The organism is Limnohabitans sp. Jir61 (assembly GCF_003063545.1).
Classification (GTDB): domain Bacteria; phylum Pseudomonadota; class Gammaproteobacteria; order Burkholderiales; family Burkholderiaceae_C; genus Limnohabitans.
Genome location: NZ_NESD01000001.1, coordinates 834,869 through 849,834, shown reverse-complemented (window position 1 = coordinate 849,834; position 14,966 = coordinate 834,869). Strand labels below are relative to the sequence as shown.

At 53.4% G+C, this 14,966-nt stretch carries 12 protein-coding genes; 3 read left to right on the top strand and 9 right to left on the bottom strand.

The features are described from left to right. The first annotated feature begins 57 nt into the window (after positions 1-57). Together B9Z35_RS04215 and rsxB are read left to right on the top strand one after the other, a co-directional pair. Positions 58-1,455, top strand: a complete 1,398-nt coding sequence (locus tag B9Z35_RS04215) for a polyhydroxyalkanoate depolymerase (RefSeq protein WP_108282381.1) — start codon at positions 58-60, stop codon at positions 1,453-1,455. Next, complete coding sequence (gene rsxB / locus B9Z35_RS04210) at positions 1,452-2,111, top strand: electron transport complex subunit RsxB (protein WP_108282380.1); 660 nt, start codon at positions 1,452-1,454, stop codon at positions 2,109-2,111. Before B9Z35_RS04215 ends, rsxB begins: the two co-directional genes overlap by 4 nt. Positions 2,112-2,187: 76 nt before the next feature. Here rsxB and B9Z35_RS04205 read toward each other — a convergent pair whose 3' ends face one another. Genes B9Z35_RS04205 through scpA form a run of 5 tightly spaced genes read right to left on the bottom strand, consistent with a single transcriptional unit; the run spans position 2,188 to position 9,485 of the window. Then, complete coding sequence (locus B9Z35_RS04205; RefSeq protein ID WP_108282379.1) at positions 2,188-2,661, bottom strand: VOC family protein; 474 nt, start codon at positions 2,659-2,661, stop codon at positions 2,188-2,190. Continuing rightward, entirely contained in the window at positions 2,661-4,709 is a 2,049-nt protein-coding gene (locus tag B9Z35_RS04200; protein WP_108282378.1) for an acetyl/propionyl/methylcrotonyl-CoA carboxylase subunit alpha, read from the bottom strand. The genes B9Z35_RS04205 and B9Z35_RS04200 overlap by 1 nt, the downstream gene beginning before the upstream one ends. 20 nt (positions 4,710-4,729) lie before the next feature. Next, entirely contained in the window at positions 4,730-6,262 is a 1,533-nt protein-coding gene (locus B9Z35_RS04195) for an acyl-CoA carboxylase subunit beta (RefSeq protein ID WP_108282377.1), read from the bottom strand. 35 nt (positions 6,263-6,297) lie between these two features. Next, positions 6,298-7,311 carry a methylmalonyl Co-A mutase-associated GTPase MeaB gene (gene meaB, locus B9Z35_RS04190; protein WP_199219761.1) on the bottom strand — a complete coding sequence of 338 codons (1,014 nt, stop codon included), beginning with the start codon at positions 7,309-7,311 and terminating at the stop codon, positions 6,298-6,300. Then, positions 7,308-9,485 carry a methylmalonyl-CoA mutase gene (gene scpA / locus B9Z35_RS04185; protein WP_108282376.1) on the bottom strand — a complete coding sequence of 726 codons (2,178 nt, stop codon included), beginning with the start codon at positions 9,483-9,485 and terminating at the stop codon, positions 7,308-7,310. The genes meaB and scpA overlap by 4 nt, the downstream gene beginning before the upstream one ends. 133 nt (positions 9,486-9,618) lie before the next feature. On the opposite strand from scpA, the gene B9Z35_RS04180 reads away from it, so the two are divergent. Further along, positions 9,619-10,254 carry a GntR family transcriptional regulator gene (locus tag B9Z35_RS04180; protein ID WP_108282375.1) on the top strand — a complete coding sequence of 212 codons (636 nt, stop codon included), beginning with the start codon at positions 9,619-9,621 and terminating at the stop codon, positions 10,252-10,254. 1 nt (position 10,255) lies between these two features. Here the strand turns inward: B9Z35_RS04180 and B9Z35_RS04175 are convergent, their stop codons facing one another. From B9Z35_RS04175 to B9Z35_RS04160, 4 genes are all read right to left on the bottom strand, one after another. After that, positions 10,256-11,182, bottom strand: coding sequence for a DMT family transporter (locus B9Z35_RS04175; protein ID WP_108282374.1), 927 nt, complete (start codon positions 11,180-11,182; stop codon positions 10,256-10,258). Then, the gene (gene dusA / locus B9Z35_RS04170; protein WP_108282373.1) at positions 11,172-12,182 is read right to left on the bottom strand and encodes a tRNA dihydrouridine(20/20a) synthase DusA; all 1,011 of its coding nucleotides are present in this window, start codon (positions 12,180-12,182) and stop codon (positions 11,172-11,174) included. Before dusA ends, B9Z35_RS04175 begins: the two co-directional genes overlap by 11 nt. Positions 12,183-12,337: 155 nt before the next feature. Beyond that, on the bottom strand, positions 12,338-12,958 hold the full coding sequence (locus tag B9Z35_RS04165) for an XRE family transcriptional regulator (protein WP_108282372.1): 621 nt from the start codon (positions 12,956-12,958) through the stop codon (positions 12,338-12,340). A gap of 410 nt (positions 12,959-13,368) precedes the next feature. Next, positions 13,369-14,949: a caspase family protein gene (locus tag B9Z35_RS04160; RefSeq protein WP_108282371.1), complete on the bottom strand. Its 1,581-nt coding sequence runs from the start codon at positions 14,947-14,949 to the stop codon at positions 13,369-13,371. Between the last annotated feature and the right edge of the window lie 17 nt (positions 14,950-14,966).

The window sequence follows — 14,966 nt, the reverse complement described above, 5'->3', positions numbered from 1 at the left end:
TTTCAACCAAGTAACAGCTGCTATATTGCACTGCAACATTATTGAGACCCTGACCACATGCTTTACCAAATCTTCGAAACGCAACGTAGCCTCATGGAGCCGTTCGCAGACTTTGCTCAGGCTGCTTCCAAACTTTACGGCCAAACCAACTCTCCGATTTCTCAAAACCCGATGGCACAGCGCGTGTCTGCCGGTTATGACTTGCTGTACCGCTTGGGCAAGGACTACGAAAAGCCAGCGTTTGGCATCAAATCCGTTGAAGTTGAAGGCACTGAAGTTGCTATCCACGAACGCATCGAGATGGACAAGCCGTTTTGTGAACTGCGCCGTTTCAAACGCTTCACCGATGACGCAGCCACACTGACAAAACTCAAAGCACAACCTGTGGTGCTGATCGTGGCCCCCTTATCTGGCCACTACGCCACCTTGCTGCGCGACACAGTCAAAACCATGCTCAAAGACCACAAGGTCTACATCACCGACTGGAAAAATGCACGCTTGGTGCCACTGAGCGAGGGTGAATTTCACCTCGACGACTACGTGAACTATGTGCAAGAGTTCATCCGTGATTTGCAAAGCAAATACGGCAACTGCCACATCATGAGCGTGTGCCAGCCAACCGTGCCCGTCTTGGCTGCCGTATCACTCATGGCCAGCCGTGGCGAGAAGACCCCCATCACCATGACCATGATGGGCGGCCCGATTGACGCCACCAAATCACCCACAGCGGTGAACAATTTGGCGATGAACAAGAGCCACAGCTGGTTTGAGAACAACGTGATTTACCGCGTGCCAGACAACTTCCCAGGTGCAGGCCGTCGCGTGTATCCAGGCTTTTTGCAGCACACTGGCTTTGTGGCCATGAACCCGGATCGCCATTTGAAGAGCCATTACGACTACTTCAAAGACTTGATCAAGGGTGACAACTCCAGCGTCGACTCACACCGCGATTTCTATGACGAATACAACGCCGTGCTCGACATGGACGCTGATTACTACTTGGAAACCATCAATACGGTATTCCAAGACTTCAAACTGGTGCGAGGCACTTGGGAAATTAAAAACCCAGAAGGCAAGCTAGAACTGGTTCGCCCACAAGACATCCGCACCACCGCCTTGTTGACCGTGGAAGGTGAGCTTGACGACATCTCTGGCTCTGGCCAAACAGAAGCCGCCCACAAGCTGTGCAGTGGCATCGTGCGCCAAGAGCATCACCACCTCGAAGCCAAGGGCGCAGGCCACTACGGCATTTTCAGTGGTCGTCGCTGGCGTGATGTGGTGTACCCACACGTCAAGAGCTTCATCTTGGAGCACAACAAAGGCCAAGGTAAATCGATTGTCAAGCCCAAAGCAAAAGTTGTGGCCAAGAAAGCAGCACCTGTGGTTGCGAAAGCGAAAGCCTCGCCCGTTGCTAAAAAAGCAGCGACTAAAAAAACAGCTACCGCTAAAAAGTGAGTCTGGTCGAACAGATCAACAACGCCCTGCCACAAACGCAATGCACTCGCTGTGGCTACCCTGACTGTCAGCGCTACGCCGAGGCCATCGCCCAAGGCGAGGCTGACATCAACCAGTGCCCTCCAGGCGGCACAGAAGGCGTTGAACGGCTGGCAGTCCTAACAGGTAAGCCAGTCCTCCCCCTGAACCCTGAAAACGGCTTAGAAGGCCCACGCACCATCGCCATCATTGACGAGGCATGGTGCATTGGCTGCACGCTGTGCATCGCGGCCTGCCCAACCGATGCCATCGTAGGTGCCAACAAGCGCATGCACACCGTGGTGGAGCCCTACTGCACAGGCTGTGAGCTGTGCATTCCTGCGTGCCCTGTGGATTGCATTTCGCTCGAACCCATCGACATCAACCTGAGCGGCTGGGCCTCATGGCCCCAAGAGCTGGCTGACCTTGCACGGCAACGCTACGACGAGCGAACTACACGCCTCAAACGCGAGTCCTTGGAACACGATCAGCGCCTACAAGCCAAAGCTGTAAAAAAATTAGCTGACTTGCCAGCACACACCAAAGGCACAGAGGAAAGTACCGAGGTGGACCGTAAACGTACCATCATCGAAGCGGCGTTGGCGAAAGCCAAGGCGCGGCAAGCTGCACGCACTTGAATCAAAAAGCTCGGTGATGACCGAGCTTTTTGATTGGGGCAGAAAATATGGGCGAATGCACCATGCATCCATGTGACTAAGCAGCCAATGCGGCAAACGCCTTCACTACTTCAGGTGGTGCTTGCACCAACTCAATCAACACGCCTTCGCCACCGATGGGAAACTCGTCGTTCGCCTTGGGGTGCATGAAGGTGATGTCAAAGCCAGCAGCGCCCTTGCGGATGCCGCCGGGTGCAAAGCGCACACCTTGTGCCGTGAGCCATTCCACTGCCACGGGCAGGTCATCAATCCACAACCCAATGTGATTCAACGGCGTGGCGTGAACCGCAGGCTTTTTCTCGATGTCCATGGGCTGCATCAAATCGACTTCGACCTTGAAGGGGCCGACGCCTATGGCGCAGATGTCTTCGTCCACGTTCTCGCGTTCGCTTTGAAACGTGCCCGTGACTTCGAGGCCAAACATGTCAACCCACAGCTTTTTCAAGCGACCCTTGTCAGGGCCGCCGATGGCGATTTGTTGAATGCCGAGAACTTTGAATGGACGAGCCATTATTCGAACTCCACAATCATCTGGTCCACGGTCAGTGATTCGCCCTTAGCGGCCACCACTTTTTTGACCACGCCGTCTGCGGCTGCAAACAACACGTTTTCCATCTTCATCGCTTCGATGACAGCCACGCGCTCGCCCGCTTGCACTTTTTGGCCGGGGGTCACAGACACTTCGACCAACAAGCCTGGCATTGGAGAAATGACGTACTTGCTCAAGTCTGGTGGTGCTTTGAATGGCATGAGTTTGTGCAACTCGGCCATGCGTGGTGACATCACCAAAGCTTCTGTGCGTGTGCCGTTGTGTTGCACTTGCAAAGCCAATGGATTTTTCAATGTGCCGCGCTCGACTTGTGCTGTGAAAGGCTTGCCATTGCAAGTGCCTTCGATGCGGATGTCGTTCAAACGTGACTTGCTTTCGATCGCGTAGGTTTTGCCACCGATGGTGATTTGAGCCACGCCGGGCTTACCAACAAACTCGTCCACATGCACTTGCACATAGCGGTTGTCGCCGCCTTGGCCCAACTCGACCACTGCGTAGTCTTGACCAATTTGCACGTCGTAGCCAGGCAACTGGCCGCTCAAACCTGCGGCACGTTCGCGTGATTTGCGACGCACAAACGCAGCCAAGGCAGCCAAGAAATCGTGGTCTTCGTGTGGCACGTCTTCGGCGCGGAAGCCGTGGGCGTATTGCTCAGCAATGAAGCCCGTATTGAAGTCACCCGAGACAAACTTGGGATGCGCCAACAAAGCGGCTTGGAATGGGATGTTCGAGCTGATGCCGCGAATCACAAAGCCGTTCAAGGCTTCGCGCATTTTGGCAATCGCATCGTTGCGGTCTTTGCCGTGCACGATGAGTTTGGCAATCATCGAGTCATAGAACATCGGAATCTCGCCGCCGTCTTGCACACCGGTGTCCACGCGCACGCCGAGCAAGTCAGCGGTGTTGCCTTGGAACATGGTTTGTTTTGGCGTTTGGAAACGCACCAAACGGCCAGTCGAAGGCAAGAAGTTGCGGAACGGGTCTTCGGCGTTGATACGGCACTCAATAGCCCAACCGTTGCGTTTGACATCGGCTTGCGTCAGTGTGAGTTTTTCACCTGCTGCCACGCGAATCATTTGCTCCACCAAGTCGAGACCTGTGATGGCTTCGGTCACAGGGTGTTCCACCTGCAGACGTGTGTTCATCTCGAGGAAGTAGAAGCTTTGGTCTTTGCCGACCACAAACTCCACCGTACCTGCGGATTGGTATTTCACCGCCTTGGCCAACTGCACCGCTTGCTCGCCCATGGCTTTGCGCGTGGCTTCGCTGATGAATGGTGATGGTGCTTCTTCAATCACTTTTTGGTGACGGCGTTGAATCGAGCACTCGCGCTCATTCAAGAACACCACGTTGCCATGGCTGTCGCCCAGCACTTGAATTTCGATGTGGCGAGGCTCTTCGACAAACTTCTCGATGAACACGCGGTCATCGCCAAAGCTGTTGCGAGCTTCGTTACGGCAAGAGGTGAAGCCTTCAAACGCTTCCTTGTCGTTGAACGCCACGCGCAAGCCTTTACCACCGCCGCCAGCCGAAGCCTTGATCATGACGGGGTAGCCAATGCCTTTGGCAATCTCTACCGCTTGTTCAGCTGTGTCGATGGCGTCGTTGTAGCCAGGAATGCAGTTCACGCCTGCAGCGCCAGCCAACTTCTTGGATTCAATCTTGTCGCCCATGGCAGAGATTGAGAAGTGGCGTGGGCCAATGAAGGCAATGCCTTCGTCTTCGCAACGCTTCGAGAACTCGGCGTTTTCACTCAAGAAGCCGTACCCAGGGTGAATGGCTTGAGCGCCAGTCGCCTTAGCAGCCGCGATGATTTTGTCAGCCACGAGGTAAGACTCGCGCGAGGCCGCTGGGCCAATCAACACAGCTTCGTCGGCCAGTTGCACGTGACGTGCTTCTTTGTCGGCTTCAGAGTAAACGGCCACGGTTTTGATGCCCATCTTGTGAGCGGTGGCGATGACGCGGCAAGCGATTTCGCCACGGTTTGCAATCAGAATTTTTGTAAACATGTTCTTCTTCTCCTAGCGGCTTAGAGCGGAATGTTGCCGTGCTTGCGCCATGGGTTTTCGATCTTCTTGTCTTTCAACATCACCAGCGAGCGGCAGATGCGCTTGCGTGTTTCGTGCGGTTGAATGACGTCGTCGATGAAGCCGCGTGCGCCAGCCACAAAGGGGTTGGCAAAGCGGGCTTTGTATTCAGCTTCGCGAGCAGCCAGTTTTTCTGGATCGTTTTTATCTTCGCGGAAGATGATTTCCACCGCACCCTTGGCTCCCATCACCGCGATTTCGGCATTAGGCCAAGCAAAGTTCACGTCGCCGCGCAAGTGCTTAGAGGCCATCACGTCATACGCACCGCCGTAGGCTTTGCGTGTGATGACGGTGATTTTTGGCACCGTGCACTCTGCGTACGCGTACAGCAACTTCGCGCCGTGCTTGATGATGCCGCCGTATTCTTGTGAGGTACCGGGCATGAAGCCGGGCACGTCCACAAACGTGACGACAGGAATGTTGAACGCATCGCAGAAGCGCACAAAACGTGCGGCCTTGATGGAGCTCTTGATGTCCAAGCAGCCAGCCAACACCAAAGGTTGGTTGGCCACGATGCCGACGGTTTGGCCTTCCATGCGGGCAAAGCCGATCAGGATGTTTTTGGCGTAGTCGGGTTGCAACTCAAAGAAGTCACCGTCATCCACAGTTTTGAGGATGAGCTCTTTCATGTCGTAGGCTTTGTTGGGGTTCTCGGGCACCAAGGTATCCAAGCTGATGTCCATGCGGTCTGATGGGTCACCGCTGGCACGCACAGGCGCTTTTTCTTTGTTGTTCAGTGGCAAGTAGTTGTAGAGGCGACGCAACATGAGCAAAGCTTCGACGTCGTTTTCAAAGGCCATGTCGGCCACACCGCTCTTGGTGGTGTGTGTCAAAGCGCCACCCAATTCTTCGGCGGTCACTTCTTCATGCGTCACGGTCTTGACCACATCGGGACCCGTCACGAACATGTAAGACGTGTCTTTGACCATGAAGATGAAGTCGGTCAAAGCGGGTGAATACACCGCGCCACCTGCGGATGGGCCCATGATCATGCTGATCTGAGGCACCACACCGCTGGCCATGACGTTACGTTGGAACACATCGGCGTAACCGCCCAATGCGGCGACGCCTTCTTGAATACGAGCACCGCCCGAATCATTCAAACCAATCACAGGTGCACCGACCTTCATGGCTTGGTCCATGATCTTGCAGATTTTTTCGGCGTGCGTTTCAGACAAAGAGCCACCCAACACAGTGAAGTCTTGGCTGAACACAAACACCAAACGGCCATTGATCATGCCGTAGCCAGTGACCACGCCGTCACCTGGAATTTTGTCGCCGTCCATGCCGAAGTCGGTGCAACGGTGTTCAACGAACATGTCCCACTCTTCGAAGGTGCCTTCGTCCAACAACACTTCGATGCGCTCGCGTGCTGTGAGTTTGCCTTTGGCGTGCTGTGCGTCGATGCGCTTTTGGCCGCCACCTAAGCGGGCCGCAGCGCGCTTTTGTTCCAGTTGTTCGATGATGTCTTGCATGGTTGCTCTTTCTTTACTCCAGGAAGATTTTCAAATTAACCCTGCGCTTGATAAGCGCTGAGCAGTTGACGGGAAGCCGTCGAGGCGGCCAGCTGGCCCGCCGCGACTTGTTGACTGAGTTGAGGCAGCAGTGTTTGCACACGCGGCTGCGCCCTAAAGTTTTGTTTCAAGCCTGCATCAATGCGTTCCCACATCCACGACAGGGCTTGGTTTTGGCGGCGCTCAGCAAAGCGGCCGTTTTGTTTTTGAATGGTTTGAAACTCGCCCACAGCTGCCCAAAACGCATCCACGCCTTGGCCCAGCAAGGCACTGAGTTGAACCACCTTGGGGTGCCATACCTCGGTGTTGCGATGCGCATGGCCCGAGCCACCGTGCATGCCCAATAGTTGCAGCGCACTGGTGATCTGCAGCTGCGCACGCGTGGCGGCAGTCGCGTCAATGTCGGCTTTGTTGATGACCACCAAATCGGCAATCTCCATCACGCCTTTTTTGATGGCTTGTAAATCGTCGCCCGCATTGGGCAACTGCAGCAACACAAACATGTCGGTCATGTTGGCCACAGCAGTTTCGCTTTGGCCCACACCCACGGTTTCCACAATCACCACGTCGTAGCCTGCGGCTTCGCAGACCAACATTGACTCACGCGTTTTCTCAGCCACGCCACCCAAGGTGCCGCTCGATGGACTGGGGCGAATGTAGGCGTCAGGATGGACGCTCAAAAACTCCATGCGGGTTTTGTCGCCCAAGATGGAGCCGCCAGACACTGTCGACGATGGGTCAATGGTCAGCACTGCCACGCGGTGGCCTTGACCAATCAAATACAAACCCAGCGCTTCGATGAAGGTGGACTTACCCACGCCTGGCACACCACTGATGCCTAAGCGAAACGAGTTGCCGGTGTGCGGCAACATGGCGGTGAGTAACTCATCCGCAGATGCGCGATGATCCGTGCGAGTGGACTCCAGCAAGGTGATTGCTTTGGCCATCGCACGGCGTTGCACGGGCGGGTTGCCCTGCAACAGTCCATCGAGCAACTGTGCAGGCGTCACCCAACGGCCTTTTTGATTTGCTCCAACACGTCTTTGGCGCTGGCTGGAATGGGAGTACCTGGGCCGTAAATGCCCTTGACGCCCGCTTCGTACAAGAAGTCGTAGTCTTGACGTGGAATCACGCCGCCCACGAACACGATGATGTCGTCAGCGCCTTGCTTTTTCAGCTCGGCAATGATGGCGGGCACCAGGGTTTTGTGGCCAGCAGCGAGGGTGGACACACCCACGGCATGCACGTCGTTTTCAATCGCTTGGCGAGCGCACTCTTCTGGCGTTTGGAACAAGGGGCCCATATCCACGTCGTAGCCGAGGTCGGCAAACGCAGTGGCCACCACTTTGGCGCCACGGTCGTGGCCGTCTTGGCCCAACTTAGAAATCATCACGCGAGGACGGCGGCCGTGGCTTTCGGCAAACGCGGCAATGTCGGCCTTGAGGGCGTTCCAATATTCCATGGTGTCTCCCACGTTTTCGCCGTCGTCATAGGCCGCAGCGTAAACGCCTGTGACCTTTTGCGTGTCGGCGCGGTGACGACCAAACACTTTTTCAAGAGCATCACTCACCTCGCCCACTGTGGCGCGCAGGCGAATGGCCTTGATGGACAAGTCGAGCAAGTTGCCTTCACCAGACTCAGCAGAAGCAGTGAGCGCGTCCAGCGCAGCTTGCACTTTTGCTGTGTCGCGCGTGGCTTTGATTTGCTTCAAGCGTTCAATCTGACCGTCGCGCACACGCACGTTGTCAATGGCCAAGATTTCGATGGGGTCTTCTTTGGCGAGCTTGTATTTGTTCACGCCCACGATGACGTCTTTGCCAGAGTCGATGCGCGCTTGCTTTTCAGCCGCAGCGGCTTCGATCTTCAGTTTGGCCCAGCCACTGTCCACGGCTTTGGTCATGCCGCCCATGGCTTCGACTTCTTCAATGATGGCCCAGGCTTTGTCGGCCATCTCTTGGGTGAGCGACTCCATCATGTATGAACCGGCCCATGGGTCGATCACGTTGGTGATGTGAGTCTCTTCTTGAATAATGAGCTGTGTGTTGCGTGCAATGCGTGCCGAGAACTCAGTGGGCAAAGCAATCGCTTCGTCAAACGAGTTGGTATGCAGCGACTGTGTTCCACCAAACACCGCCGCCATGGCTTCGATGGTGGTGCGCACCACGTTGTTGTAAGGGTCTTGCTCGGCGAGCGACCAGCCAGAAGTTTGGCTGTGCGTGCGCAGCATCAAACTCTTTGGATTCTTGGCGTCAAAGCCCTTCATGATGCGGCACCACAGCAAACGTGCGGCGCGCATTTTGGCGATTTCCAAATAGAAGTTCATGCCCACCGCCCAGAAGAACGACAAACGGCCCGCAAAGGCGTCCACATCCAAGCCCGATGCGATGGCTGTCTTCACATACTCTTTACCGTCGGCCAAGGTGAAGGCCAGCTCCAAGGCTTGGTTGGCACCGGCTTCTTGCATGTGGTAACCCGAAATCGAGATCGAGTTGAACTTAGGCATGTGCTTTGCGGTGTAGCCAATGATGTCCCCAATGATCTTCATCGACGGCTCGGGCGGGTAGATGTAGGTGTTGCGCACCATGAACTCTTTCAGAATGTCGTTCTGAATCGTTCCAGAGAGCAACTCTTGGCTCACGCCCTGCTCTTCAGCCGCTACCACGTAGCCAGCCAGCACTGGCAACACAGCGCCGTTCATCGTCATAGAGACCGACACTTTGTCCAACGGGATTTCGTTGAACAAGATCTTCATGTCCTCGACCGAGTCAATGGCCACACCGGCCTTGCCCACGTCGCCCGTCACACGGGGATGGTCAGAGTCGTAGCCACGGTGGGTGGCTAAGTCAAACGCGACCGACACACCTTGACCGCCTGCGGCCAATGCTTTGCGGTAAAACGCGTTGGACTCTTCAGCAGTTGAGAAGCCTGCGTATTGGCGAATCGTCCAAGGGCGCACCGAATACATGGTGGCTTGCGGGCCGCGCACGTAAGGCTCAAAACCGGGCAAGGTGTTGGCGTAAGGGAGGTTTTGGGTGTCTTCAGCGGTGTACAGCGGCTTGACGCTGATACCGTCCAAAGTCTTCCAGTTCAGGGCGTTGACGTCGCCGCCTGGGGCTGATTTAGCAGCGGCTTTGGCCCATGCTTCGAGGTTGGCGGCGTTGAATTCGGTCGGCTTTTGGCTCATGGCAAATCACTCTTGAAAGGGGTGTGCAGCGATCAAAGAAACCCAAGGTTAACCTAGGGTTTTGATCCGTTACAGAATCATATCATTCATAATTATTGATTCAAAATCTTATATCAGCTTACAATTCGAGTCCATGTCCGCCGTCACCCTCACCCCTCGCGCCCTGTACGAAGAAGTCGCTGAACTGCTGCGTCAACGCATTTTTGCGGCCGAATTAGAGCCCGGTAGCTGGATTGACGAGATGCGCTTGGCCGAGGAATACGGCATCAGCCGCACGCCCATGCGCGAAGCACTCAAAGTGCTGGCCGCCGAAGGCTTGGTCACCATGAAGGTGCGTCGCGGCGCGTATGTGACCGAGGTCAACGAGAAAGACCAGCGCGATGTGTATCACCTGCTGTCTTTATTAGAGTCAGACGCTGCGGGCGTGGTGGCCACAGACGCCAGCGATGAGCAGCTCAAAGATTTGCAAGCCCTGCACACAGAGCTCACCGTCGCTATGGCTGATCGCGAAAAATTCTTTGAAGTCAATGAGCGCTTTCACATGCGCTTACTTGAAATTGCCAACAACCGTTGGCGCGACCAAATGGTGGCTGACTTGCGCAAGGTCATGAAGCTCAACCGCCACAACTCGCTGTTCAAGAGTGGTCGCCTCGAAGAATCGCTCAAAGAACACCAAGCCATCATGGATGCGTTGATGGCTCGTGATGCCGTACTGAGTGTGCAGCGCATGAACGAACACTTTGCCAACGGGCTTGAAGCAGCTATATAAGTTAAGCCTGCGTCTTTGAGGATTTGGCAGCAATGACCATTCCCACACCGCTCAAAATCATGGCTCCGCCCATCAAATGATGCCAACCCAGTGGTTCAGCTAAGACCATCCACGCTGTCACGGCTGTGTATAACGGACCTAAGTAAAGCGTCATGGCCACGCGACTTGCACCCAATATTTTTTGGGTCCAGCCATAAATCCAATAGGCTCCAACGCCTGGCAGCAAAGCTGTGAAGAGCATCATCCACAATGCAGTTTCCCCCACTACAGGTGTGCTGGCCTGACACAACTCCCACAGGGCAAAAGGCAGTAACACCAACACGCCACCTGCACAAATCGCTGCTAACTGGGCCGTTGAACCCAAGACAGTGGGCCAACGCTTTTGCAATAAGGCATAGGCCGCCCACGCAATCGCTGCCGCAAAAATCCACGCATCGCCTTCAACCAGTTGCACCTGCGACAAATGCACCCACTCGCCTCTGACCACCACATGCACCACACCAGACATCGCCAATACCACGCCCAAAACTTGGCGCTTAGAAAAACGTTCGCCTAACCACAGCACAGATCCGACAGCAATCATGACTGGTGCCGAGGCGTAAATGAGAGAGATGTTCATGGCCACCGTGCTCTGACCAGCCAAATACACCCAAGCTCCACAAATCCACATGCCGCATGCACCTAGCGCGATGTAACGCCATGCGTGTTGGCGCAACACGAAGCGGTGCTTCCAAAGTTCCCTGTGACTCGCAGCAGCAAGAATGAGCCCCGCCAAGCCCCATCGGCCCAAGGCCAGCACATGGGGAGATACCACGCCTGGCGCTTGGCGTGCCACCACCATGTTGACGGTCCACAACAAAGGGATGAACCAAATCAACACCTTGGCCAAACGTGTTTTGGCCTTCATACGGATGGCGTCAGAGGGCATCGACAGGCTTCTCGGCGCCTAGGGCTAAAGCAACGCGTGCCAGCTTTAAGACCTCTCGCGGCGGCAATGGCTTGAGCTTGTGGTTGCTCCAAGTCTGTCGCCACAAGCGTGCACCGCGTTGACCATGGAACAAGCCCAGCATGTGTCGCGCAATCGGGTACCAAGGGCAGCCATCTTCGGCGTAGGCACGCTCCATGTAAGCGACCATCGCCTCCTCCACCGCTTCGCGGCTAAGAGTCTCATGCGGGTCGTTGTAAAACTCGGCATCCCACGTCGTCATAAGCCACGGGCGGTAATACGCCTCGCGCCCCAGCATCACACCATCGACATGCTGTAAGTGCTCGGCCATTTGCACGTTGGTGGTGATGCCGCCGTTGATGACAATCACCAAATTGGGAAAATCTTTTTTCAGCTGGTAACCCAACTCGTAGCGCAACGGCGGAATTTCTCGGTTTTCTTTGGGGCTCAAACCATCGAGCCACGCATTGCGTGCATGAACGACGAACACCTTGCAGCCCGCATCGCTGACGGTGCCCACAAAGTCACGCACAAAGTCGTAGCTCTCAATGCGGTCAATGCCAATGCGGTGCTTGACGGTGACAGGAATGCTCACCACATCCATCATGGCTTTCACACCATCGGCCACGGTTTGCGGTTCGTTCATCAAACACGCACCAAAAGCGCCGCGCTGCACGCGGTCAGACGGGCAACCGCAGTTGAGGTTGATTTCGTTGTAGCCCCATTGCTCGCCCAACTTTGCACCGTGCGCCAAATCAGCCGCGTCGCTGCCGCCTAATTGCAAAGCAACAGGATGCTCTTCGGCGTTGAAGCGCAAATGCCGCTGCGTATCGCCATGACGCAGCGCACCGGTGGTGACCATCTCTGTGTAGAGCAAGGTATTGCGGCTGAGCAGGCGGTGGAAATAGCGGCAGTGGCGATCGGTCCAGTCCATCATTGGTGCAATAGCGGTTTTCCATCGAGAATTTCTCGTTGAAGTCATAGCGTTTCCCTCTGTAGGTTCCCGTTGAGTTCTACTTAACATTACTTCTGCATACCCGTAAAAATCAACTCTAGTGCACCAAATTTGCACCAAGTTGCGGGTCTTAGCATCGTTCACAAATAGGTATCGTTGATGCAGCCCAATGGATCTAAGAATTATATTAAGCGGCGCTTAATGTCTATTTCAGTCACAGTCCCAATGATCCGTACACCGTCATTGATGCGCACAGTTGACCAGCGTGCATCGTCTGCGATCAGCATGAACTCCCCGCCATCCTTGATAAGTCGGCGCAGGATGGGTTCGCCAGCGTCACCCACAACAGCCATCACAATGCTGCCCTCATTCGCTTTGTGGCCCTTGCTGACCACCACATAGCAACCCGTGGGGCACGCACTACTTAGGGCGTCACTGGACACCAGCATGGCCGCAGCCGTGCCTGTTGTGTAGGCTACGAGTGTTTGCAGGCGGTCCATGGGCGCGTCCAGCTTCCAGCGGCCTAGGGCAGATGGTGCAACCACAGGCACGGTGTTGATCTGGATGTTGTGCGACACGGCCACGGGCGGGCGGTCTTCTAAGCCGACCAGCCAATCAACGGACACTTTGTAGGTGCGGGCCAGTTCGGCCAAAACCTCGCTGTTTGGCTCGGTGCTACCTGATTCCCACAGAGACACGCTGCCAGCGGTGACGTTGAATTTTTTGGCAACGTCGCGCTGAGTAACTGTAGGACTCATTGCGCCACGAGCCGCTTTCAAGCGTTGCGCTAGTGTTTTTGACATTTTCTATTCTTTATTAAATATTTAATAAACAAATTATCTATAAAAAATTAATTTGTTTTTCTTAATAACTCATATATCGCGTTGGCTTAGGGCGCTTGCGTTGTGGCGATTGCTCGAGGCACTGCTAAGTGTTGCAAGTGTCTTAGCAGAAGTATGGCAAGTGGCACTAAATGCCTACCCATGCTTAGAAAGCCACTTACCTCTGATGTGCGAGATGCGGCGCAACAAATCAAGAACCTAAGTAATACATCGAGTTGAGTTTTTCGGTGCACCAAATTTGCACCAAATTCCCCGCAACCCGCATGAATACTAGCTTTCAAGTCCACTCCATCATGGGTGCAACTGAGGTGCGCCAAACGCTATAAGGTATTGATTTCATTTATTTATCGCAAGCAATACCTGAATTTTACCTACCCCTTCTTTGGCAACATCAATTTTGCAGTGCCACCACCACGACCAAAGGCCATAACTGAGAGCATATTAAAGTTCCAGTTCACCAATATTTCAGACTTATCAAAGTCCCAAAGAAGAACATCGAATGTTATTTTTGCAGTGGAAGGCATCACGCCAAAGCAACCCACTCTCGCCAAAGTCATATCAATTCGCTCATTTAGGAAATCTATTTTTCCATCCGATATTGAGCATGGTATTGACCTGCTACCTCTACCTGCCATTAGGTCAGCTTTGAAACTTAAACCACCACTGTTGCTAACACTAGGTTCTAACAACTTCACACCTTGTATTTCACTTTTTGGAAAAAAAAGCATCAAAGGGTTATAGATAGTTACTGGTAATGAGTTTTGCACACATTTGTTGCTTTCTAGATCAAATATACAGACCTTCATTTGCCCTTCTACAACGCGTCTCAATCTATCTTTGAGATCATTCAAATTTTCATCATCTACCAGCGATCGCGCGTAATCTTTATAAGATGTACAAACGTCCTTAACGCACGAGTAAATACTGGAACTCTCTGTGTTACCTGACTTGATATCTTTTTCGATGTTCTCAAGCGCTTGAACATAGGTTAATGATCTACCTGCAACATGACTATTTGTTAGAGCGTCTGAAGCTAAAGCAATTTTCTCGGGTGTAGCGACAGGACTTGGGACAGATATCGGATCAGCAAGCACGACCTTCTGAGGTGCAAGCTGTTCCGAATTATGTACAGCCATAACAACAGGCTTTTCAATTCCAAGCTGAACGGAACCGCTTTGGTTTACAACAAACTCTTCACGAATTACGCCCTCAATCCAAGGCTCTTGATCGCCTTTGCTAATCTCGTAAACGGAAGTAGAGACTCTGCGAAAAATAACTTCAAGTGTGACTTCTGGTTTCTTTAGCTCTGCCAACAAGGACTTAGTGAACAACCCATTTTTATCTTCACCGTCAGAAGCCGTGCCACCAGGTCGTGTAGCATAAAAAATTACTGTCGAAGCTGGCGGATCTACTCGCGCAAGTCCTCCCTTGCTACTGGATCCTGATTTATCACTACCAAAGGGGTTGTCTCTACAAGCATCTAAAACAACGACAGAAAGTCTAGGTCTCGATTTTTGAATAGCTTGAAGAATGTCTCCTAAATAAAGACTTTGATTGGCTAAAGTGTCTGGATTTTTAAAACTGGCATTTATCGGAAGAAGGTAATTTTTAGATTCAAGCTGAACGCCATGACCTGCGTAGTAAAAAATCAAACGACTATTTCGCTTTAACCGTGCTTCTAATTGCTGCTTTAGGGCAGACACATCCTCTACCTTTAAATTTTGAAATAGATATGTTTCAAAACCTAATTTTTTCAATTCATCACTGATAGCACTGGAGTCATTCGTTGGATTCGCTAACTTTGCTGAACCTACGTAATCTGAATTACCAATAACAAACGCAACACGATCCTCCTCGAGTTGAGCCTGCGTATAGTTGGCAATTGAAACTGTAACTAAAAATACCACGAGTAGGAATGCTAATCGTACGAGGCTTTTCTGGGCAATGGTCATGCGAATTCCATGAAGAA

Coding starts and splice junctions, on each gene's coding strand:
- B9Z35_RS04215 (WP_108282381.1), top strand. CDS start 58: ATGCTTTACCAAATCTTCGAAACGCAACGTAGCCTCATGGAGCCGTTC.
- B9Z35_RS04205 (WP_108282379.1), bottom strand. CDS start 2,661: ATGGCTCGTCCATTCAAAGTTCTCGGCATTCAACAAATCGCCATCGGC.
- B9Z35_RS04200 (WP_108282378.1), bottom strand. CDS start 4,709: ATGTTTACAAAAATTCTGATTGCAAACCGTGGCGAAATCGCTTGCCGC.
- B9Z35_RS04195 (WP_108282377.1), bottom strand. CDS start 6,262: ATGCAAGACATCATCGAACAACTGGAACAAAAGCGCGCTGCGGCCCGC.
- scpA (WP_108282376.1), bottom strand. CDS start 9,485: ATGAGCCAAAAGCCGACCGAATTCAACGCCGCCAACCTCGAAGCATGG.
- B9Z35_RS04180 (WP_108282375.1), top strand. CDS start 9,619: ATGTCCGCCGTCACCCTCACCCCTCGCGCCCTGTACGAAGAAGTCGCT.
- B9Z35_RS04175 (WP_108282374.1), bottom strand. CDS start 11,182: ATGCCCTCTGACGCCATCCGTATGAAGGCCAAAACACGTTTGGCCAAG.
- dusA (WP_108282373.1), bottom strand. CDS start 12,182: ATGACTTCAACGAGAAATTCTCGATGGAAAACCGCTATTGCACCAATG.
- B9Z35_RS04165 (WP_108282372.1), bottom strand. CDS start 12,958: ATGTCAAAAACACTAGCGCAACGCTTGAAAGCGGCTCGTGGCGCAATG.
- B9Z35_RS04160 (WP_108282371.1), bottom strand. CDS start 14,949: ATGACCATTGCCCAGAAAAGCCTCGTACGATTAGCATTCCTACTCGTG.